This is a genomic window from Cereibacter changlensis JA139 (genome assembly GCF_003034985.1).
GTDB classification, from domain to species: Bacteria; Pseudomonadota; Alphaproteobacteria; order Rhodobacterales; family Rhodobacteraceae; genus Cereibacter; species Cereibacter changlensis.
Window position 1 is genome coordinate 1 of the sequence record NZ_PZKG01000082.1, and the last position, 18,969, is coordinate 18,969.

Below are 18,969 nucleotides of genomic sequence, written 5' to 3' on the forward strand. Positions count from 1 at the left end.
TCCCCTTCGAAAACGCGCATCTGCGCCTGAAGGGCTGACGAGACGGGCGGACAGGGTCACCCCCTCTCCGCCCGCATTCCGAGGTGGGAAGCGACCGACAGACAGGGCTCCCCGCCCCCTCGCGGCGCAGGTCGGGTTCCTGGGGGCTGGCGCAGGATCACCAGGCGGTGCAGGTTGGCCCCCTGCCCACCTGCCGGCATGAAGCAGCAAGAGAGAAAAAGACGCCGTGACCAAGCCCGCCCATGAAGTCGTCGCCCGCACGCCCTCGGTCGAGGAGTACCTGCGCCTGCGGGACATCGCCGGCCTGAGCCCCTTCTCGGCGGCGGCGGCCGAGCAGGGCCTGAAGGGCACCGTCTTCTCCGTGGTCGTGGAGGCCGAGGGCAAGGCCATCGGCATGGGCCGGCTAATCGGCGACGGCGGCTGCTTCTTCCAGGTGGTCGATATCGCGGTCGATCCGGAGCATCAGGGCCGCGGCCTCGGCAAGGCGATCATGGCGGCGCTGATGGAGCACGTCACCACCGCCCTGCCCGCTTCGGCCTATGTCAGCCTGATCGCGGATGTTCCGGCCAACCGGCTCTACGAGAAGTTCGGTTTTGCCGAAACAGCGCCGCGCTCGCTCGGCATGGCTTACCGGGTCAAGTAGCCGAGGCTCGCCTCGGAGGGATGGCGGGAAGGGCCGGATGCGGTCATGCCGGGAAAGGCGAGATCTGCAGAGAGCGGCCCTGGGCGCATCAGGATCGCGCCCGCGAACCTGTCAGGGCTGGCCGAGAGCAGCCGCGCCCAGGGTCGGTCCAGGCTCTCCCCTGCCCCTCCAGCCCCTGTTCCAGGTCACCCAGCGTCCCATCACCAGCATGCCCACCCGCTTCGCGCCGTCGCCCCTCACGGCGACGGTCCGTCCCGTCGACGTGCAGAAGAGGAACCCGCCTGCGTTCCGGAAGTTATGCCCTCACGCTCGATTAGCGGATTACCAAAAATTTGGAGAATTTGACATGCTGTTTAAGATGACGGCCGTTGCGACGGCCACTGCCCTTCTCATTGCTAGCGCCGCTTCGGCACAAACCACGACGGTCACGCAAACGACCGACACGACCGGCAACTCGGCCCTCGCCGGTGGCGGAGCCGGCGCGCTGGCCGGCGCTGCGGTCGGCGGCCCGGTGGGCGCCCTCATCGGCGCCGCAATCGGTGTGACCGGCGGCGCGGCTCTCGATCCGGGTGAGACCGTGACCACCTATGTCACGACCAACCCGGTGGAGCCGGTCTACCTGGAAGGCGATCTCGTCGTCGGCGCCGGCGTGCCGGACGTCGTCGTGCTGCAGGAAGTGCCCGAAACCGAGTACTCCTACGCCTATGTCAACGGCGTGCCGGTCATCGTGAACCCGGTCGACCGGCGCATCGTCCAGATCATCCAGTAATCTCCCCTCTGCCGGATGACAAAGGGGGCTCCATAGGAGCCCCCTTTTCAGTCTCAAGGCAGTCCCTGCGGCAAGACACTCGCCGGCGGACCATCACCTCGATGCCTCGGCCAGCCTTGCGGGCGCAGCGGCGCGGGATGGGCCGGCCTAATCCTCGCGGCGGCCCCCGCCCTGCCGGTCGCGTTCATAGCGATGCGCCAGCGGGAAGGGCGGCAGCCAGGCTTCGCGGCGGATCGTCCAGAGCTCATAGGTCGGCGCCCATTGGTCGGGCGCGTCCAGCGCGCCGAGGTTCACCTCCACCTCGTCGCCGCTGCGGCCATAGACCGGCGAGCCGCAATCGGGGCAGAAGAACCGGCCCTCGTAGCCGCGCGCCTCGCCCTCGATGGTGACGGCCGTCTCGGGGAAGATCGCCGAGGCGGCGAACAGCGCTCCATGCTGCTTGCGGCAGTCGAGGCAATGGCAGAGCCCGATCCGGTAGGGCTGCCCGGAGCAGGTGATGCGGATCCTGCCGCAGCGGCACCCTCCCGTGACCTGCATCCGCCTTGCCTCCGTCCACCCCTGTCGCCTCCAGACTGGCAGGCATCGCCCCGCCCGGCAAGCGGCAGGCCGTCAATCCGCGTGGACCGCGACCGGAGCGGCGCCGGCATCGGGCTTGCGCAGCAGGAGCGCCAACGGCATAGCGGCGAGGGTGATGATCATCATCAGCTGGAAGTCGTCGATGTAGCTGATCATCAGCGCCTGGATGTTCACCATGCCGTCGAGTTGGCTCAGCGCCGCGGCCGAGCCCTGCAAGGCCTCGGGCGAGACCTGGCCGACCATCGGGTTGTAGGGCGTGATGAACGTGCTCAGCTCGGCGTGGTTGATCTGCGTGTTCCGCGTCAGCATCACCGTCACCATCGAGATGCCGATGGAGGAGCCGATGTTGCGCACCAGGCTGAACAGGCTGGTGGCGTCGGCGCGGAACATCGGGTCGATGGTGGCGAAGGCCACGGTCGAGAGCGGCACGAAGACGAGGCCGAGCCCGAGGCCCTGGATGACGCCGGACCAGATGATCAGGCTGTCGTCCATCTGCGGCGTGAAGCCGGTCATCAGGTGGAGCGAGGCCGCGGTCAGCGCCAGACCCATCGTCACCAGCACCCGGGCGTCGACCCGGCGCACCAGCCGCCCGACAATCAGCATCGAGATCATCGTCCCCACCCCGCGCGGCGCCATGACGAGGCCGGTGGTGATGACCGGATAGCCGTAGATCCGCGACAGCATCGGCGGCAGCAGCGCGAGGCTGGCCAGAAGGATGATGCCGATGACGAAGATGAACACCAGCCCGGTGGCGAAGTTGCGATCGGCGAACATGCGCGGCTCGAGGAAGGGTTTGTCCGCCCCGAGGATGTGGATGACGAAGACCCAGAAGCCGGTGAGGGTCAGGAACAGGTAGATCCAGATCTCGAAGGCCGAGAACCAGTCGACCTCGGCGCCGCGGTCCAGCATCAGCTGCAGCGCGCCGATGCCGAGCGACAGCATCGCGAAGCCGAAGAAGTCGAAGCGGCGGATGCGGCGGGCGGCGCGCGGCAGCCAAGCGGTGCAGCCGAGCAGCGCGACGATGCCGATCGGCAGGTTGATGAAGAACACCCAGCGCCAGTTGTAGCTTTCCGTCAGCCAACCACCCAGCGTCGGGCCGATGATCGGGCCGACCATGATCCCGGCGCCCCAGAGCGCCATCGCCTGCCCCGCCTTCTCGCGCGGGTTGATGTCGAGCAGGAAGGTCTGGGACAGCGGCACGATGGCCGCGCCGAACACGCCCTGCAGCAGCCGGAAACCGACCATGGAGGGCAGGCTCCAGGCCAGACCGCAGGCCATGGAGGAGATCACGAAGCCGACGATCGAGACGAGGAACAGTTCGCGCTTGCCGACCCGGTCGGCCAGCCAGCCGGTGACCGGCGTCATGATCGCCGCGGCGACGATGTAGGAGGTCAGGACCCAGTTGATCGTGTCCTGCGACGCGCCGAGGTCGCCAGTCATCGAGGGCAACGCCACGTTGGCGATGGTGGTGTCGAGCACCTGCATGATGGTGGCGAGCATGATCGAAAGGGTGATCAGCCCGCGGTGCTTCACCTCGGGTTGGGTTTCGGCGGTCATTGGCTTGCCTGCTCAGTTCAGGGCGGCGGCGTGCGAGGTGAAGCCGAGGCTGCGGCTGCGGCCGGTGTCGACTGAAACTTCCGCGCTCAGCCCCGAGGCGAGACCCAGCTCGGTTGGCTCGGCCAGCCGCAGCCGGACGGGAACGCGCTGGGTCACCTTCACCCAGTTGCCGGTGGCGTTCTGCGCCGGCAGCAGCGAGAACTCGGCCCCGGTGCCGGCGCCCACGGCCTCGACCACCGCTTCGACCGGCTGGTCGGGATAGAGGTCGAAGACCACCTCGGCCGGCTGACCGACGCGGATGCCCGCCAGCTGGGTCTCCTTGAAATTGGCGTCGATCCAGACATCGCCAGTCTCGACCAGCGCAAACAGCCGCGTCCCGGCGCCGACCATCTGGCCCGGCTTGAAGCTGGCCGCCTGATAGACCACGCCATCAGCGGGGGCGCGCACCTCGGTCAGGCCCAGCTTGTAGGCGGCCTCGTCGCGGGCGGCGATGGCGGCCATGACGGTAGGATGGCTGTCGGTGGCGATCTGGGGGTCGTTGCCGAGCGCGGCGAGCGCGCTGGCGACCTGCTGGTCGGCCACGCTCATCAGCTCACGGGCGCGCTGCGCCTCGTGCTGCGCGTCGTCCAGCGCGGTCGCCGAGGCGACGCCCTTGGTCGAGAGCGCCCGCTGCCGCTCCAGCTCGGAGGCCTGGTAGGCGGCGTCATCGGCAGCGAGCATGGCATTGGCCTGCGCCTGGGCATAGCCGACGCGCAGCTGCTCCACCTGCAGCCGCGCCCCGGCCACGGCGGCCTCGGCTTGGGCCAGGGCCAGCCGGTAGGGCTCGGGGTCGATGCTGAACAACAGGTCGCCCGCCTTCACCACCTGATTGTCGGCGATGTTCACCGCGACGACCCGCCCGCTCAGGTCCGATGCGACAGAGACGACGGCTTGGCGCAGATTGGCGTTCTCGGTCGTCTCGTAGCGCCCGCCGGTCAGCCAGTAGGCCGTGCCGCCGACGATCAGCGCCAGCGGCAGCGCCAGCATCAAGAGCCAGCGCAGCGGGCTGCGCCGGGCTCTCGCCGGTTTGGCCCCGGCAGGATCGGCGGCGACGGGCGTGGCTTGCAGCGGTTTTGAGGAGGAAGCATTCATTTGGCGGCCTTCGGGCAATGCGGCGCGGGATCGGCGTCGGAGGAAAGGTTGGAGACGATCACGCAAAGCGTATCGATCAATATCTTGCGGTTTTCGGCCGGCACCCCGGCCAGCGCCTCGGCATAGACCTCCTCGGCGGTCGCCTTGATGCTGGCATAGGCCGAGGTGGTCTTTTCGGTCGGCACGATGATCCGCACCCGGCGGTCGGAGGGATCGGGCTCGCGCCGCACCCAGCCGCCCTGCTCCATCCGGTCGAGCAGGCGCGAGACGCTGATCGGCTCGATCTCCAGCAGGTCGGCCAGCCGGGCCTGGGCTGCGCGGCCCTCGCGCGACAGATGGGCCAGCAGCCGCCACTGGGCGGAGGACAGGCCAAGCGCGCAGGTGCGCTGTTCGAAACGCTTGCGGATCGCGCGGGCGGCATCATGCATCAGCAGGCCGAGAGGTTTGGGTGCGTCGGTCATGGGCGAGACATAATATAAGCATGCTTACCTTTCAAGCTGCGTTGCAGCATCGGGTGCAGATTTCGCAAACGTGATCCGTGTTCGCGTTGAACCCTCGGCCCCGAGCCGCAGTTCCTTCCCCATTCGACAAGGAGTTCACCGTGCCGCTTGCCAGACGCGCCTTTCTCGCCGGGGTTCCGGCGCTCGCCCTGCCCTTTCGGCTGAAGGCCCAGACCCGGTTCGCCGCCACGCTGCGCGCGGCCGAGAGCCTGTCGCAGCTCCATGCCATCGTCATCGCCCGCGGCGGCGAGATCCAGCTGTCTGAGGCGCTGCGCGGCCCGGCGGTGGAGCGGGCGGTGAATGTGAAATCCGTTTCCAAGACCATCGTCGCGGCCCTTACCGGCGCGGCCATCGACCGGCAGGTGGTGCCGGGGCTGCAGGCCACGTTGGCCGAGGTCGCCCCCGGCCTGATCCCGGACGATGCCGACCCGCGCGTGGGCGCACTGACGCTGGAGAACCTCGTGACCATGCAGGCCGGGCTTGAGCGGACCTCGGGCGGCAATTACGGCGCCTGGGTCTCCAGCCGGAACTGGGTCGATTACGCGCTGACCCGGCCCTTCGTCGCCGAGCCGGGCGGGCGGATGCTCTATTCCACCGGCAGCTTCCACATCCTCGGCGCGGCGCTGGCGGAGGCTGCCGACGCCACGCTGCTGGAGCTCGCCCGCGACTGGATCGGCAACCCGCTGAATGTCGAGATCCCGCCCTGGACGCGCGACCCGCAGGGCTTCTACCTCGGCGGCAACGAGATGGCGCTGTCGCCCCTCGCCATGCTGCGCTTCGGCGAGATGTACCGGCAGGGCGGCACGATCGACGGCACGCGGGTGCTCAGCGCCGACTGGGTGCGCCGGTCACTGCAGCCGCTGACCCGCTCGCCCTTCTCGGGGCTGGGCTACGGTTACGGCTGGTTCGTCGGCGAGGCGGGCGGCGAGAGCATCGCGCTGGCGCGCGGCTATGGCGGGCAGATCATCTGCCTCGTGCCGGGGCGCGAGATGACGGTGGTCATCACCTCCGACCCGACGCAGCCCGCCCGCAGCGAGGGCTATTTCGGCGATCTGATGCGGCTGATCGGCGAAACCATCGTGCCCGAAGCCGCGTGACCTGCGCTTTCACGCCGATGTTCCCCTTCTGTGCTTGAAACGGCGAAAACCGGAACATATTAAGAACTTATGAAGCGAGACCTTTCCCAGAAGCTGGCGATCCTCTCCGATGCCGCCAAATACGACGCCTCCTGCGCGTCGAGTGGCGGGCAACGCCGGGATTCCCGCGACGGGAAGGGGCTCGGCTCCTCCGGCGGAACCGGGATCTGCCACGCCTATGCCCCGGACGGGCGCTGCATCAGCCTGCTCAAGATCCTGATGACCAATTTCTGCATCTACGACTGCGCCTATTGCATCAACCGCGTCTCCTCGCAGGTCGAGCGCGCGCGCTTCTCGGTCGATGAGGTCGTCAGCCTGACGGTGGAGTTCTACCGCCGCAACTACATCGAGGGGCTGTTCCTCTCCTCCGGCATCATCCGCTCGCCGGATGACACGATGGCCGACATGGTGCGCATCGCAAAGACCCTGCGCGAGCGCGAGAATTTCCGCGGCTACATCCACCTCAAGACCATTCCCGACGCCGCCCCGGAGCTGATCGAGCAGGCGGGGCTCTATGCCGACCGGCTGTCGATCAACGTGGAGCTGCCGACCGAAGCCGGGATGACCCAGCTTGCGCCCGAGAAATCGGCGCGCGGCATCCGCAAGGCGATGGCCGATGTGCGGGTGCAGCGCGAGGCCTCGCGCGAGGTGACGCATACCGGCAAGCGCAAGGCGAAATTCGCCCCGGCGGGCCAGTCCACCCAGATGATCGTCGGCGCGGACGGGGCGGACGATGCGGCGATCCTTGGCAATGCCAGCAACCTCTACGGCAATTACGGGCTGAGCCGGGTCTATTATTCCGCCTTCTCGCCGATCCCCGACGCTTCCAAGATGCTGCCGCTGATCCGCCCGCCGCTCCTGCGCGAGCATCGGCTCTATCAGGCCGACTGGCTGCTGCGCTTCTACGGCTTCGAGGTGGGCGAGATCGCCGGCGACGGAATGCTCGATCTGGAGGTCGATCCCAAGACGGCCTGGGCGCTGCAGCACCGCGAGTCCTTCCCGGTCGATGTGAACCGAGCCGGCCGCGAGATGCTGTTGCGGGTGCCGGGCTTCGGCGCCAAGACCGTCTCCCGCATCCTCGACGCCCGCCGCCACGGCGCGGTGCGCTACGAGCATCTGGTGACGATGGGCGCGGTGATGAAACATGCAAAGGCCTTCATCTCCACCCCCGGCTGGTCGCCCCGCGGGCTGACCGATGACGCGGCGCTGCGGTCGCGCTTCGTCAAGCCGCCCGAGCAGCTGAGCCTGTTCTGATGCGCGCGGTCGTGCTGCCCCGGCTCGGCACGGTTGCCGCATGGCGCAAGGAGGCGCGCGAGCTGGCCCAGCATGGCGTGCCCGCCGAGACGGTGACATGGCGGGTGGGCGACGGAGAGGCCGATCTTTTCGCCGCCCCCCCTGCCCCGCTGGACGGCCCCACCCGCGAGATCCGCCTGCCGCGCGAGGCGGTCTCGGGGCTGCAGACCGCGCTCTGCCACTCCGACCCCGAACGCTTCGCGCGCGGCTATGCGGTGCTGCTGGCGCTTTCCGAGGGGCGGCTGCGCTGGGGTGACCGGGCCGACCCGGCGATGCGCAAGACCCTCGAGCAGGAGAAATCGGTGCGGCGCGACATCCACAAGATGCACGCCTTTGTCCGCTTCCGCGAACTGCCGCCGCAGGAGGGCCGCCGCGCCTTCGGCGCCTGGTTCGAGCCTGAGCATCACATCGTCGAGGCGGGCACGCCCTTCTTCGCCAAGCGCTTCGGCGACATGGACTGGGTGATCGCCACACCCGAACTCACCGCGCATTTCATCGACGGCGCGCTCAGCTTCACCGAGACCGAGGCCGAGAGCCGCCCGCCCGAGGATGCGACCGAGGCTCTGTGGCGGACCTATTACACCAACATCTTCAACCCGGCCCGGTTGATGGTGAAGGCGATGCAATCCGAGATGCCGAAGAAATACTGGAAGAACCTGCCCGAGGCCGATCTGATCCCCGGGCTGATCCGGGGCGCCCAAGGCAGGGCCGCCGAGATGCAGGCCAGGATGCCCACCGAGCCGCCGAAACGGCGCGAGGCGGTGGCGCGGATGCTGCCACAGCCGGAACAGGCGGCGGCGGGCTCGCTGGAGGAGCTGCACCAGCAGGCCGAGGCCTGCACCCGCTGCCCGCTCCACGGCCCCGCGACGCAGGTCGTCTTCGGCGAGGGCCCGCCCGATGCGGCGCTGATGATCGTCGGCGAGCAGCCGGGCGACCGCGAGGATCTGGTGGGGCGGCCCTTCGTCGGGCCGGCCGGGCAGCTCTTCGACGAGGAGGCCGAAAAGGCCGGGCTCGACCGCCGTCAGGTCTATGTCACCAACGCGGTGAAGCACTTCAAGTTCGCCCCGCGCGGCAAGCGGCGAATCCACTCCAAGCCCGACGCGGGCGAGGTGACGGCCTGCCGCTGGTGGCTGGATCTGGAGCGGGAGAGGGTGAAGCCGAAGCTGATCGTGGCGATGGGCGCGACGGCCTGCCTGTCGATCACCGGGTCCGGGGCGAACCTGCTGAAGCGGCGCGGGCAGTTCGAGACTGCGCCGGACGGAACGCCGGTCTTCGTCACCGTGCACCCCTCCTACATCCTGCGCCTGCCGGAAGAGGCGAAGGCGGCGGAGCGGCAACGGTTCTGCGACGATCTGAAGACGGCGCTGGCGAGCCTGGCTTAAAGCTCCGGCGCGCCGGGGCGCGGGATCGACGAGGGCGCCTTTTCGACTTGGGTCTCGTCCCAGCCGGGGTCCTTGCGCTTGATCCGGCGCGAGATGCCCCAGGCCGAGGGCCAGGCCCCGACCATGCCGATCACCACCGCGATGATCACCGGGCCCCAGCCGTAATAGCCCATGCTGAAGAACACGACCACCAGCGTGCCGGTGATCATCGCTCCGGTCAGCATGGTCAGGAGGATGGCGAGCCGGTCCATCAGCGGCGCTTGGCGATTGCCTGCACGGGCACCCGCACGGGAACCGGACGGCGGCGCGTCGCGAGCAGGACGGTGACGATCGAGGTTGTTGCGATGACGGCAAGAAGGGCGAAAGGCATCTTGATCTCCTCGGCAGGCCGGGGCTGGACTGCCTCGGGTTGAGAGGGAAACGTTGCAGATCGCCCGGAGTTCCCGCCGGCGCTCAGGCCTGGCCGGCCTCGGCGCCATCCCGCGTGGCCGCCTCTTCCAGCGCCCGCTCCAGCATGGCGGGCGTCACCGGCTTCTCGATCACCATTGCGCGAGGATCGGCCGGCAGCGAGGCGCTGGCGTAGCCGGTGGCGAAAACGACGGGTACGCCCTTCGCCAACAGCTTCTGCCCCAGCTCGAAGGAGGTGCGGCCATGGCTGAGGTTCACGTCGAGCAGGGCGATGTCGGGCTTGCCCTCGGCCATGAATTTCTCCGCCATCGGCAGGGAATAGGCCATGTTTATCGCAGTGAACCCCATGTCCTTCAGAACTTCCACCGTCTCCATGGCGATGATCGCCTCGTCTTCAAGGTAGAGGATCCGCATGGCGGAGGGGGTCCAGGTCACTATCGTAGTCCACTTCAGTTGCTGCATTCCAAGGTAGCGACACAACCAGGCGAAGTCCCGCTGGTTCCCAATGCGGCTCGATCATTCCCTCGAGGGTTCCCTCGACCATCGACTGCATCAGCCGTGTGCCGAAGCCCTCGCGCTGCGGCGGGGAGACTTCCGGACCGCCGCTTTCCTCCCAGCGCAGCACGAATTGTTCGCCCTCGCCGTCATCGACCCGCGACCAGCGGACGGCGACCTTGCCGTCGGGCCGCGAGAAGGCGCCGTATTTCGAGGCGTTGGTGGCCAGCTCGTGCACCACCATGCCGAGGCTCAGCGTCGCCCGCGCGTTCAGCCGCATCTCGGGGCCGCGCAGCGCCACGCGGCTGGCGCCGTAGACGTTGATCAGCTCCAGCCCGAGGATGTCGCGCAGCGAGGTCGAGGCCCAGTTCTCCGCCGTCAGCAGGTTGTGGGTGTTGGCCAGCGCCCGGATGCGCTGCGCCAGCGTGTCCAGCACCACCTGCGGATCGCCCTCCTCGCGCCGCGCCCGGTTCACCAGCGCGATTACGTTGGACAGCATGTTCTTCACCCGGTGCTGCAGCTCGCGCATGATGCGGCGCAGGTCGGCCTGCAGTTCCAGAAGCCGCGTCACCTCGGTGACGTTGAAGCCCACCGCCCGCACCGCGCCGTTGCGGTGCAGCGGATACCAGTCCACCTCCCAGACCTTCTGCGCCTCGGGCTCGCCGCCCGACCCGCCGCGCAGCACCGTGCGCATCACCGGCTGGCCGGTCTCGAACACCTTGCGGATCGCGGCGATCACCGTGGCCGAAAGCTCCGGCCAGACCTCGGAGATGCTGCGGCCGATGATCTCATAGGAGTCGATGCCGCCGATCTGGGCCAGCTTCGGGTTGGCGCGGAGGAAACGGTAGCCGCGGTCCACCATGCCCATGGCGCCGGGGCTGCTGAGATAGAGCTCCTCGATCTCGTCGGCATTGGCCTTGGCCTCGGCGCTGGCGGTCTCGGCGGCGCGGGCGTAGCGGGTGACGGCGGTCACGTCGAACAGCGAGAAGGTCACCCCGCCGAGCCCTGCCGCCTCGCTGCGATAGGGCGCGAGCCGCACGATCACCTCGGCCGTGCCGTCGCCGGTGACCATGTTCAGCTCTTCCGGCGCGCCATCCTGCGCGACGCGGCGGCTGGCGGCGGCGATCGCCGCCATGTCCACCCGCGCGCCGATGTCGGTGATCGGGCGGCCGCGGTCCTGATCGACGAAGCTGAACCAGGACATCGCCTCGGGGGTGAAGTTGCGCAGCCGCAGGTCGCGGTCGAGGAACACCGTGGCGATCTGGGTCGATTCCATGAAGTTCGCCAGATCGGTGTTGGCCTCGGCCAGTTCCGACAGCTTGGTCTGCAACTCCTCGTTGGTGGTCGAAAGCTCCTCGTTGGCCGACTGGAGCTCCTCGTTCATCGACATCATTTCCTCGTTGGAGCTCTTCAGCTCCTCGTTCGAGGTCTCGAGTTCCTCCACCGTGGTGCGCACCATGCGGCGCGCATCCTCCAGCTCGTCCTCGAGCTGGCTGACATAGGTCTCGTCCAGCACGATCCGGGTCTCGGCGTCGGCGGGCGTGGGCGGCACCGCGAAGGTGACCAGCCGCGTGCCGTTCGACAGCGCCTCGGCCCCCAGCATCAGCCCGACCGGCAGTTCGTCGGAAAGATCGTCGACCCGGGTCTGGCGGAACTGGCCCTTGCCCAGCGCCACCCCGGTCAGCAGCCGCTTCAGCGCCGGCTCCAGCACCGGCAGGATCAGCCCGCGCACCCCGAGCGAGGTGGTCCCCGCCGCCAGCTTCACGTAGCGGTCGGCGCCGGGACCGACGCGGATCACCTCGTCATGCGCGTTCAGGATCAGGAAGGGCGGGATGTGCCGGGCGATCATTGCCTCGGCCACCGGTGCGGGCAGGCCAAAGACCGCGTCGGCCTCGCGCTCCGGCGTGGGCGTCTCGTTCAGATTGCCGAGCGGGCGGAAGCTGCGCGGCAGGTCCAGCGACTTGGCCCGCGCGGTGTTGCGGCGGTAGAGCCGGTGCTCCTGCGCCACCTCGACGAACAGCTCGCCCTCGGTCCGCGCCGTCTCGGAGGGGCCGAGCAGCAGGTAGCCTCCAGGCCGCAGCGCATAGTGGAAGACGCGATGCGCCAGATCCTGCAGGTCATGGTTGAAGTAGATCAGCAGGTTGCGGCAGGTGATGAGGTCCAGCTTGGAGAAGGGCGGGTCCTTGATCAGGCTCTGCGACGAGAAGCGCACCATGTCGCGCAGGTCGGCGCGCACCTCGAAGCCGTTGCGGGTCGGGATGAAATAGCGGTCGAGGAATTCGTGCGGCACCTCGTTGGCGATGGAGTTCGGGTAATGCCCGCGCCGCGCCGCCGCCAGCGCCTCCTCGTCGATGTCGGTGCCGAAAACCGAAAGCTGCAGCTTCAGGTCCATCCGGTCCATCTCGTCGGCGATGATCATCGCGACTGTGTAGGCCTCCTGCCCGGTCGAGCAGCCGGGCACCCAGACGCGGATCTCGTCGTTGCGGCTCTTGCCCTCCAAAAGCAGCGGGATGGCCTGCTGGCGCAGCGCCTCGAAGGCGCGCGGGTCGCGGAAGAAGCTGGTGACGTTGATCAGCAGGTCGTGGAACAGCTTTTCGGACTCGGCACCATTCTGCACCAGCGCGCGCAGGTAGTCGCCCGGCTGGGTCAGCCCCAGCACCGACATGCGCAGCGCGATGCGGCGCAGCAGCGTGCCGCTCTTGTAGCCGGAGAAATCGTGCCCGGTGCGGTAGCGCACGTTGCGCACCACCTTCTCGATGAACTCGGCGTCGCTCTCGATCGCCGGGGTGATGCCCATGGCGCGGTCGTGGAAATCGCGCAGCACCGAGATCATCTCGGTCGCCGGCAGCACCATGTCGACGGCGCCGGTGGCGATCGCCGCCCGGGGCATGCCGTCGTATTTCGCGTCCTTGGGGTCCTGGGCGAAGACCAGCCCGCCCGCCTCCTTGATGGCGCGCACGCCATAGCTGCCGTCGCTGCCGGTGCCCGACAGGATCACCCCCGCCGCGTTCGCCCCGTGCTCGCGCCCCAGCGCCTCGAAGAAGCCGTCGATCGGGCGGCGCAACCCGCGCGGGGTCTCGAAGGCTTCCAGCCGCAGCCGGCGGCCCTCGATGTTCAGCCCATAGGCCGGCGGGATCAGATAGATGTTGCCCGCCTCCACCAGCATCCCGTCGGTGATCGAATGCACCGGCAGCCGCGTGCGCTTGGCCAGAAGCTCGGGCAGCAGGCTCTCGTGCTCGGGGTCGAGATGCTGCACCAGGATCAGCGCGAAGTCGTCGGTCGACCGCAGCGCGCCCAGAAGCGCCTGGAAAGCCTCGAGCCCGCCCGCCGAGGCGCCGACCCCCAGAAGGATCAGCGCGCGCTCGTCGGCGGGAAGGGCGGGAGGGGCGGAAGTCGACATGGAACGGAACTTTCGTCTGGAAGCGGCCACCTGTGGACCTTAAGTGCCCTCAAATGGCAAGAGCAGAGGGGAAGTAGAGTGGATCGCCGCCAATTCGAAAAGATTCGCAGTGTCTTCGACCGCTCCGGCATCGCGCTGACCCTGTCCGACATGACCCAACCCGATCAGCCGCTGGTCTTGGCCAACCCGAAGTTCCTGAGCATGACCGGCTATCCCGAGGCCGAGATCCTCGGGCGCAACTGCCGGTTCCTGCAGCGCGACGGCGACAACCGGGAGGAGCGGGCCGAGATCCGGCAGGCGATGGCGGCGGGGCGCGAGGCGCAGGCGGTGCTGCGCAACGTCCGGCGCGACGGCAGCGCATTCAACAACCTGCTGTTCCTGCACCCGATCGGGCCCGCCGATGCGCCGACGCATTACCTCGGCTCGCAATTCATCCTGCGCGCGGCCTGGGGGGCGGAGCCGCAGGCGATGACGCATCTCGACACGCTGCTGAACGACCTGACCCGGATCGGCGTGCAGGCCGAACGGCTGCAGATGGCGCAGCGCCGTCACCTGGCCGAGGCGACCGCGATGCTGATCCGGACCTGGGAGCGCAAGCGCTGAGCCGCGCCAACCGTAAACATCCGTCCCGCGCCGGACATCCGCCGTCATCTCCCCGCTCCGCTCGCTGAAGTCCCGGGGCGACGGCTTTCGCATGTCCCCTCAATGAAAGCGGGCCCGCACGAGGTGCGGGCCCGGATTGTCCGATCAGGGGAAGACTCAGCCTTCGTAGGTCGGCAGGCCTTCCAGCTGTTCCTTGGTCATCGGCACGTAGACGCGGATGTCGTCGCCGCCGTCTTGCTGCAGGATCTGCAGCTGGTCCAGCGACAGCGACACCGGCTTGGCGCCGAGCCCGAGGAAGCCGCCCACGTCGACGATCGCGTTGGTGATCTGGCCGCTGGCGTCGAGCACCAGCTCGCTCACGTCGCCGATCGAGGCGTCGGTGCTGTCATAGACGGTGGCGCCTTCCAGACGTTCGGCGGTCAGCGTCGCGTTGTCGAACGCCACATAGCCTTCGCGGGTCATCGCGTCGGTGGTCATGCCGTCGCCGGCCGGAGCCATCGCCGGATCGGTCGCGGCGGGGGCCATCGTGGTCGCCGTCGTGTCCGTCGCCGCGGGAGCGGTGGCCTCAGCGTCGGCGGTCTCGTTCGGGCTCATGTATTCCGGCGCGCCTTCGAGATCGGTCTTGTTGGCGTTCATCACCAGGAAGAAATCGTCCAGATCCTCGGCCGTCGCGTCATCGGCGACGAAGCGGATCGCGCCCATGTCGACGGCGACCTGACGCTCGCCCATGCCAAGGAAGCCGCCGATGTCGACCAGAACGGCCTCGGCTGCGCCTTCGCGGCTGAGGATCACGTCATTGACCTCGCCGATGTCCTCCCAGCCTTCCTGGATGCCGTTGTAGGCGTCAGCGTCGATTTCGGCTTCCGAGCTGTAAAGACGCATACCGATGAATTCGGAGGCACGGATCTCCATCGGCTCGGCGGCCGAACGGAACATCATGTCACCGGACTCGGCGGTCACGGCAGTGTCGGCGGTGGCCGGAGCGGCGGTTTCCTGAGCGGTGGCAACAAAAGCCGAAGCTGCGAGAATGGCTGTGGAAAGCATAAGGGATTTCATGGAGATACTCCTTCAAGACAATATGGCGGGCTGTTTTCCCACTCGGCATCACAACGGCTGATCGGCGGGTGCGGTTCCGCGCCGCCGACCTTTTCCGCCACGGAAGCGCCGCGGCCACGCCACGAAAATTCTCTTCGCGACACCGGAACTACCAGCCTTCCCCTCGGTTTCCTGAGCGCAGCATTCCGCGCGACACTTTACATGACGAGAGGTCTTCCCATGCCCGCAGCCCTAACCCCCGACCTCTCGGATGCCTTCACCGTCCTCCTGGCCGGCGGCCAGGGCTCGCGGCTGCACGAGCTGACCTCGCGCGAGTGCAAGCCCGCCCTGCCCTTCGCCGGCAACCGCCGGATCGTCGACTTCACCATGGCCAATGCCGTGCGCTCCGGCCTCACGCGGATGATCGTGGCGACCCAGTACCGGCCCGAGACGCTGGCCCAGCATCTCGCCGCCCGTTGGGCCCCCTCCTTCACCCGGCTCGACATCCGCGAGGGCCGCAAGGTGACCGGGCGGCCCGAGGGCTATGCCGGCACCGCCGCCGCGGTCACCGCCAACCTCGCCGAGATCGAGGCCAGCGGCGCCCGCGAGATCGTCGTGCTGGCCGGGGATCATGTCTACGAGATGGATTATGCTGCGATGGTCGCCAGCCACCGCGCCTCGGGGGCCGAGGTCACCGTGGCCGTGGACACCGTCGACATCGCCGAGGCGCATGCCTTCGGCGTGGTGCTGGCCGACGAGCAGGGCTGCATCCGCAGCTTCATCGAGAAGCCGAAGCACGCGCCGCAGAACCCGCTGCTGCCGGGCAAGGTGATGGTCAGCATGGGGATCTATGTCTTCTCCCGCGACTGGCTGGTGCAGGCGCTGCGCGAGGATGCGGCGACCGCCTCGTCGCACGACTTCGGCCATGACATCCTGCCCCGCGCGGTGGCGCAGGGCGTGGCCTTCGCCCATCGCGCCCCGGCGCAGGACGGCGCCTTCTACTGGCGCGACGTCGGCACGCTGGACGCCTATCGCACCGCGCAGCTGGAATTCCTTCAGGCCGAGCCGCCCTGCGCCCTGCCCGAGCGCCGCATGCCCTCGCAGAACGAACTTTCCGCCGCCACCGGCGACCTGATCCAGTTCGCCTACCAGATGCAGGCCGGCGGCCTGTCGCTGCGCGCGCCGCGCTGGAACGGCGGCGAGACCGGTCGCTGGACCCTGCTGGACGAGACCGTCGTCATGCCCGGCGCGCGGCTCGCGCCCGGGGTGCGGCTCACCAAGGCGATCGTCGCCCCCGGCACCTCGGTTCCCGAGGGGCTGGTGGTGGGCGAGGACCCCGAGGAAGACGCGCGCTGGTTCCGCCGGACCGAGGGCGGCACCACGCTCATCACCACCGCCATGCTGGCCCGGCGCGGCGCAGACCGCCGAAAACCGATTTTCGCACCGCATATCAATGCATTTCTGGGACGCTCCGCATGAACAAACACGCGACACCTGACCTTGCTTTCGACATAGAGTCAGGCCACCCGAACCGTCTCGGCGCAGATTACGACGGCGAGGGCACGAATTTCGCGCTGTTCTCCGACAATGCCACCGCGGTCGAGCTCTGTCTCTTCGACGAGACCGGCAAGGAAGAGACCCACCGGCTGGAAATGCCCGCCATGGAGGGCGGCATCTGGCACGGCTACCTGCCGGGCATCCGCCCCGGCCAGGCCTATGGCTACCGCGTCCACGGCGCCTTCGCGCCCGAGGAAGGCCACCGCTTCAACCCCGCCAAGCTGCTGCTCGATCCCTATGCCCGCGAGCTGCGCGGCCAGCTGCAATGGGATGACTCGCTCTTCGGCTACCCGATGGGCGAGGAGGACACCGTCAAGGACGAGCGCGACTCGGCCGCCTTCATGCCCAAGGCCGTGGTGGTCGATCCGGCCTTCGACTGGGAGGCCGACAAGGCGCTGCGCCACCGCTGGGAAGACACGGTGATCTACGAGGCGCATGTGCGCGGCATGACCATGCGGCACCAGGACGTGCCCGAGGCCGATCGCGGCACCTTCAAGGGGCTGGCGTCGAAGCCGATCATCAACCACCTGAAGTCGATCGGCGTCACCGCCATCGAGCTGCTGCCGGTGCATGGCTTCCTCAACGACCAGCATCTCGCCGACAAGGGCCTGTCGAACTACTGGGGCTACAACACGCTCTGCTTCTTCGCGCCGCACCGCCAGTATCTGAAGTCGGGCGCGATGCGCGAGGTGAAGGAGGCGATCAAGCGCTTCCACGACGCCGGCATCGAGGTGATCCTCGACGTGGTCTACAACCACACCGCAGAGGGCAACGAGAAGGGCCCGACGCTCAGCTTCCGCGGCATCGACAACGCCAGCTACTACCTGCTTTCGCCGGAGGAGCCGCGGCACAGCTTCGACACCACCGGCACCGGCAATACGCTGAACATGGCGCATCCGATGGTGCTGCGCATGGTGCTCGACAGCCTGCGCTACTGGGTCGAGGTGATGCATGTCGACGGCTTCCGCTTCGACCTCGCCTCCACCCTCGGCCGCGAGCCGCACGGTTTCGAGCGCGAGGGCGCCTTCTTCGGCGCGATCCGGCAGGACCCGGTGCTATCCACGGTCAAGCTCATCGCCGAGCCCTGGGACATCGGCGACGGCGGCTATCAGGTCGGCGGCTTCCCCTGGCCGTTCCGCGAGTGGAACGACAAGGCCCGCGACGACCTGCGCGCCTTCTGGCGTCGCGACCCGGGGCTGCTGTCGGAAACCTCGCAGCGCCTGCTCGGCTCGCCGGTGCAGTTCAGCCACTCGCGCCGCCCGGCCACCAGCTCGGTCAACTTCCTCGCCGCGCATGACGGCTTCACCTTGTGGGACACCGTGTCCTACAACGAGAAGCACAATGACGCGAATGGCGAGGGCGGCGCCGACGGGCACGACCACAACCTGTCGCACAATCTCGGCGCCGAGGGCCCGACCGAGGACGAAGGCATCCTCAACGCCCGCCTGCGCCGGGTGAAGGGCATGCTCGCCACGCTCTTCCTCAGCCAGGGCGTGCCGATGATCCTTGCCGGCGACGAGTTCGGCCAGACCCAGGGCGGCAACAACAACGTCTATTGCCAGGACAACGAGATCGCATGGCTCGACTGGGATGCGGCCAAGCCGGAGCTGATGCGGGCGGTCGCCGACCTCGTCGCCTTCCGCAAGGCCGACGGCGGGCTGTCGCGCCCGCGCTTCGCCACCGGTCCGGACGCGCCGCACGAGGCGACGCCGATCGCCACCTGGCACCACCCCGCCGGGCGCGAGATGGAATCCGCCGACTGGGAGGACCAGGGGCTCGGCCTCTTCGCGATGCGGATGCAACTGCCCGAGGCGCGCGACATGCTGGTGGTGTTCAACACCGGCGACGACGGCGCCTTCGCCCTGCCCGAGGGCAACTGGACCCGCAAGATCGACACGTCGCGCGACGTCATCGCCTGCGACGAGCCGGCCGAGGGCGAAGTGCCCGCCGGCTGGCAGAGCGTGCAGGTCTTCGTCGCCGGCTGAGCCTCAGTCGTCGCCGTGCCCGCGCGGGGTCTCCTCGCGCGGGTGCTCCCGCTTGTCGGGGCCGCGCTTGCGGGTCAGGCTCTGCTCCAGCCGGTCGGCGAAGGCGCGCCGCGCCTCCGGGTCCATCGCCGCCACCCGCTCGAAGATCAGCTTCTGGCCATAGGCCAGCATCTCGGCCCCGCGGGCGTTCTGCCGGTCGAGCACCTGCTGCAACGCCGCCGGGTCGAAGGGCTCGGCCCTGAGCGCCTCGAGGATCGCCGCGAAATCCTGCCGCATCGCCCGCCGGGCGCTGCGGATGTCGGGGCCGTCGTCCATGAAGGCGCGGCGCAGTTCCTTGCGGTCCTCGGGGGTCAGCGCGTTGTCGAAGGGGCCGAAGCCCAGATCGCGCACCGGCGCCGGTCGGCGTTCGTCATGCGAGCGCAGCGCGGCGCCGCCGACGATGCCAAGCACCGCGAGGTTCAAGGTCAGCGACAGCGCCAGCACGACGCGCATCCAGACC

17 protein-coding genes are annotated in these 18,969 nt (G+C 68.5%); 8 read left to right on the plus strand and 9 right to left on the minus strand.

Going from position 1 to position 18,969, the window contains the following annotated elements:
- Positions 1-226: 226 nt before the first annotated feature.
- On the plus strand, positions 227-643 hold the full coding sequence (locus C5F48_RS15575) for a GNAT family N-acetyltransferase (RefSeq protein WP_107664809.1): 417 nt from the start codon (positions 227-229) through the stop codon (positions 641-643).
- Positions 644-989: 346 nt separating this feature from the next.
- Positions 990-1,412 (plus strand): DUF1236 domain-containing protein, encoded by a 423-nt coding sequence (locus tag C5F48_RS15580; protein WP_245941416.1) that lies wholly within the window; start codon positions 990-992, stop codon positions 1,410-1,412.
- A 147-nt stretch (positions 1,413-1,559) separates the two neighbouring features.
- Here C5F48_RS15580 and C5F48_RS15585 read toward each other — a convergent pair whose 3' ends face one another.
- The 4 genes from C5F48_RS15585 to C5F48_RS15600 form a co-directional block, all read right to left on the minus strand.
- Positions 1,560-1,949 (minus strand): GFA family protein, encoded by a 390-nt coding sequence (locus C5F48_RS15585; RefSeq protein WP_107664811.1) that lies wholly within the window; start codon positions 1,947-1,949, stop codon positions 1,560-1,562.
- A gap of 72 nt (positions 1,950-2,021) precedes the next feature.
- Entirely contained in the window at positions 2,022-3,545 is a 1,524-nt protein-coding gene (locus C5F48_RS15590) for a DHA2 family efflux MFS transporter permease subunit (protein WP_107664812.1), read from the minus strand.
- Positions 3,546-3,557: 12 nt separating this feature from the next.
- Positions 3,558-4,676: an HlyD family secretion protein gene (locus C5F48_RS15595; RefSeq protein WP_107664813.1), complete on the minus strand. Its 1,119-nt coding sequence runs from the start codon at positions 4,674-4,676 to the stop codon at positions 3,558-3,560.
- Positions 4,673-5,137, minus strand: a complete 465-nt coding sequence (locus C5F48_RS15600) for a MarR family winged helix-turn-helix transcriptional regulator (RefSeq protein WP_107664814.1) — start codon at positions 5,135-5,137, stop codon at positions 4,673-4,675. Before C5F48_RS15600 ends, C5F48_RS15595 begins: the two co-directional genes overlap by 4 nt.
- A 140-nt stretch (positions 5,138-5,277) precedes the next feature.
- Between C5F48_RS15600 and C5F48_RS15605 the strand changes: the two genes are divergently transcribed.
- From C5F48_RS15605 to C5F48_RS15615, 3 genes are all read left to right on the plus strand, one after another.
- Positions 5,278-6,273, plus strand: coding sequence for a serine hydrolase domain-containing protein (locus tag C5F48_RS15605; protein WP_107664815.1), 996 nt, complete (start codon positions 5,278-5,280; stop codon positions 6,271-6,273).
- Between the two features lie 69 nt (positions 6,274-6,342).
- Entirely contained in the window at positions 6,343-7,566 is a 1,224-nt protein-coding gene (locus C5F48_RS15610) for a putative DNA modification/repair radical SAM protein (protein WP_107664816.1), read from the plus strand.
- Positions 7,566-8,987, plus strand: coding sequence for a UdgX family uracil-DNA binding protein (locus tag C5F48_RS15615; protein ID WP_107664817.1), 1,422 nt, complete (start codon positions 7,566-7,568; stop codon positions 8,985-8,987). The genes C5F48_RS15610 and C5F48_RS15615 overlap by 1 nt, the downstream gene beginning before the upstream one ends.
- On the opposite strand, the gene C5F48_RS15620 is transcribed toward C5F48_RS15615, so the two are convergent.
- The 3 genes from C5F48_RS15620 to C5F48_RS15630 all read right to left on the minus strand — a co-directional run bounded on the left by C5F48_RS15620 (position 8,984) and on the right by C5F48_RS15630 (position 13,290).
- Positions 8,984-9,238, minus strand: a complete 255-nt coding sequence (locus C5F48_RS15620; RefSeq protein WP_107664818.1) for a hypothetical protein — start codon at positions 9,236-9,238, stop codon at positions 8,984-8,986. The two genes, C5F48_RS15615 and C5F48_RS15620, sit on opposite strands and share 4 nt — an antisense overlap.
- 202 nt (positions 9,239-9,440) lie before the next feature.
- Entirely contained in the window at positions 9,441-9,809 is a 369-nt protein-coding gene (locus C5F48_RS15625) for a response regulator (RefSeq protein ID WP_107664819.1), read from the minus strand.
- The gene (locus tag C5F48_RS15630; protein ID WP_107664820.1) at positions 9,790-13,290 is read right to left on the minus strand and encodes a chemotaxis protein CheB; all 3,501 of its coding nucleotides are present in this window, start codon (positions 13,288-13,290) and stop codon (positions 9,790-9,792) included. Before C5F48_RS15630 ends, C5F48_RS15625 begins: the two co-directional genes overlap by 20 nt.
- A 78-nt stretch (positions 13,291-13,368) precedes the next feature.
- Between C5F48_RS15630 and C5F48_RS15635 the strand changes: the two genes are divergently transcribed.
- Positions 13,369-13,893 carry a PAS domain-containing protein gene (locus C5F48_RS15635; protein WP_107664821.1) on the plus strand — a complete coding sequence of 175 codons (525 nt, stop codon included), beginning with the start codon at positions 13,369-13,371 and terminating at the stop codon, positions 13,891-13,893.
- 156 nt (positions 13,894-14,049) lie between these two features.
- Here C5F48_RS15635 and C5F48_RS15640 read toward each other — a convergent pair whose 3' ends face one another.
- Positions 14,050-14,949, minus strand: coding sequence for a PRC-barrel domain-containing protein (locus tag C5F48_RS15640; protein WP_107664822.1), 900 nt, complete (start codon positions 14,947-14,949; stop codon positions 14,050-14,052).
- Positions 14,950-15,168: 219 nt separating this feature from the next.
- On the opposite strand from C5F48_RS15640, the gene C5F48_RS15645 reads away from it, so the two are divergent.
- Complete coding sequence (locus C5F48_RS15645; protein WP_107664823.1) at positions 15,169-16,407, plus strand: sugar phosphate nucleotidyltransferase; 1,239 nt, start codon at positions 15,169-15,171, stop codon at positions 16,405-16,407.
- Positions 16,404-18,470 (plus strand): glycogen debranching protein GlgX, encoded by a 2,067-nt coding sequence (gene glgX / locus C5F48_RS15650; RefSeq protein WP_107664824.1) that lies wholly within the window; start codon positions 16,404-16,406, stop codon positions 18,468-18,470. Before C5F48_RS15645 ends, glgX begins: the two co-directional genes overlap by 4 nt.
- A 3-nt stretch (positions 18,471-18,473) precedes the next feature.
- On the opposite strand, the gene C5F48_RS15655 is transcribed toward glgX, so the two are convergent.
- Positions 18,474-18,962 carry a periplasmic heavy metal sensor gene (locus C5F48_RS15655; RefSeq protein WP_258186515.1) on the minus strand — a complete coding sequence of 163 codons (489 nt, stop codon included), beginning with the start codon at positions 18,960-18,962 and terminating at the stop codon, positions 18,474-18,476.
- Positions 18,963-18,969 lie beyond the last annotated feature (7 nt).

Bases quoted from the DNA above. Each gene is read 5' to 3' on its own strand.
- C5F48_RS15620 (WP_107664818.1), bottom strand. From the start codon at position 9,238: ATGGACCGGCTCGCCATCCTCCTGACCATGCTGACCGGAGCGATGATC.
- C5F48_RS15600 (WP_107664814.1), bottom strand. From the start codon at position 5,137: ATGACCGACGCACCCAAACCTCTCGGCCTGCTGATGCATGATGCCGCC.
- glgX (WP_107664824.1), top strand. From the start codon at position 16,404: ATGAACAAACACGCGACACCTGACCTTGCTTTCGACATAGAGTCAGGC.
- C5F48_RS15585 (WP_107664811.1), bottom strand. From the start codon at position 1,949: ATGCAGGTCACGGGAGGGTGCCGCTGCGGCAGGATCCGCATCACCTGC.
- C5F48_RS15625 (WP_107664819.1), bottom strand. From the start codon at position 9,809: ATGCGGATCCTCTACCTTGAAGACGAGGCGATCATCGCCATGGAGACG.
- C5F48_RS15615 (WP_107664817.1), top strand. From the start codon at position 7,566: ATGCGCGCGGTCGTGCTGCCCCGGCTCGGCACGGTTGCCGCATGGCGC.
- C5F48_RS15655 (WP_258186515.1), bottom strand. From the start codon at position 18,962: ATGCGCGTCGTGCTGGCGCTGTCGCTGACCTTGAACCTCGCGGTGCTT.
- C5F48_RS15580 (WP_245941416.1), top strand. From the start codon at position 990: ATGCTGTTTAAGATGACGGCCGTTGCGACGGCCACTGCCCTTCTCATT.
- C5F48_RS15640 (WP_107664822.1), bottom strand. From the start codon at position 14,949: ATGAAATCCCTTATGCTTTCCACAGCCATTCTCGCAGCTTCGGCTTTT.
- C5F48_RS15590 (WP_107664812.1), bottom strand. From the start codon at position 3,545: ATGACCGCCGAAACCCAACCCGAGGTGAAGCACCGCGGGCTGATCACC.
- C5F48_RS15595 (WP_107664813.1), bottom strand. From the start codon at position 4,676: ATGAATGCTTCCTCCTCAAAACCGCTGCAAGCCACGCCCGTCGCCGCC.
- C5F48_RS15610 (WP_107664816.1), top strand. From the start codon at position 6,343: ATGAAGCGAGACCTTTCCCAGAAGCTGGCGATCCTCTCCGATGCCGCC.
- C5F48_RS15630 (WP_107664820.1), bottom strand. From the start codon at position 13,290: ATGTCGACTTCCGCCCCTCCCGCCCTTCCCGCCGACGAGCGCGCGCTG.
- C5F48_RS15645 (WP_107664823.1), top strand. From the start codon at position 15,169: ATGCCCGCAGCCCTAACCCCCGACCTCTCGGATGCCTTCACCGTCCTC.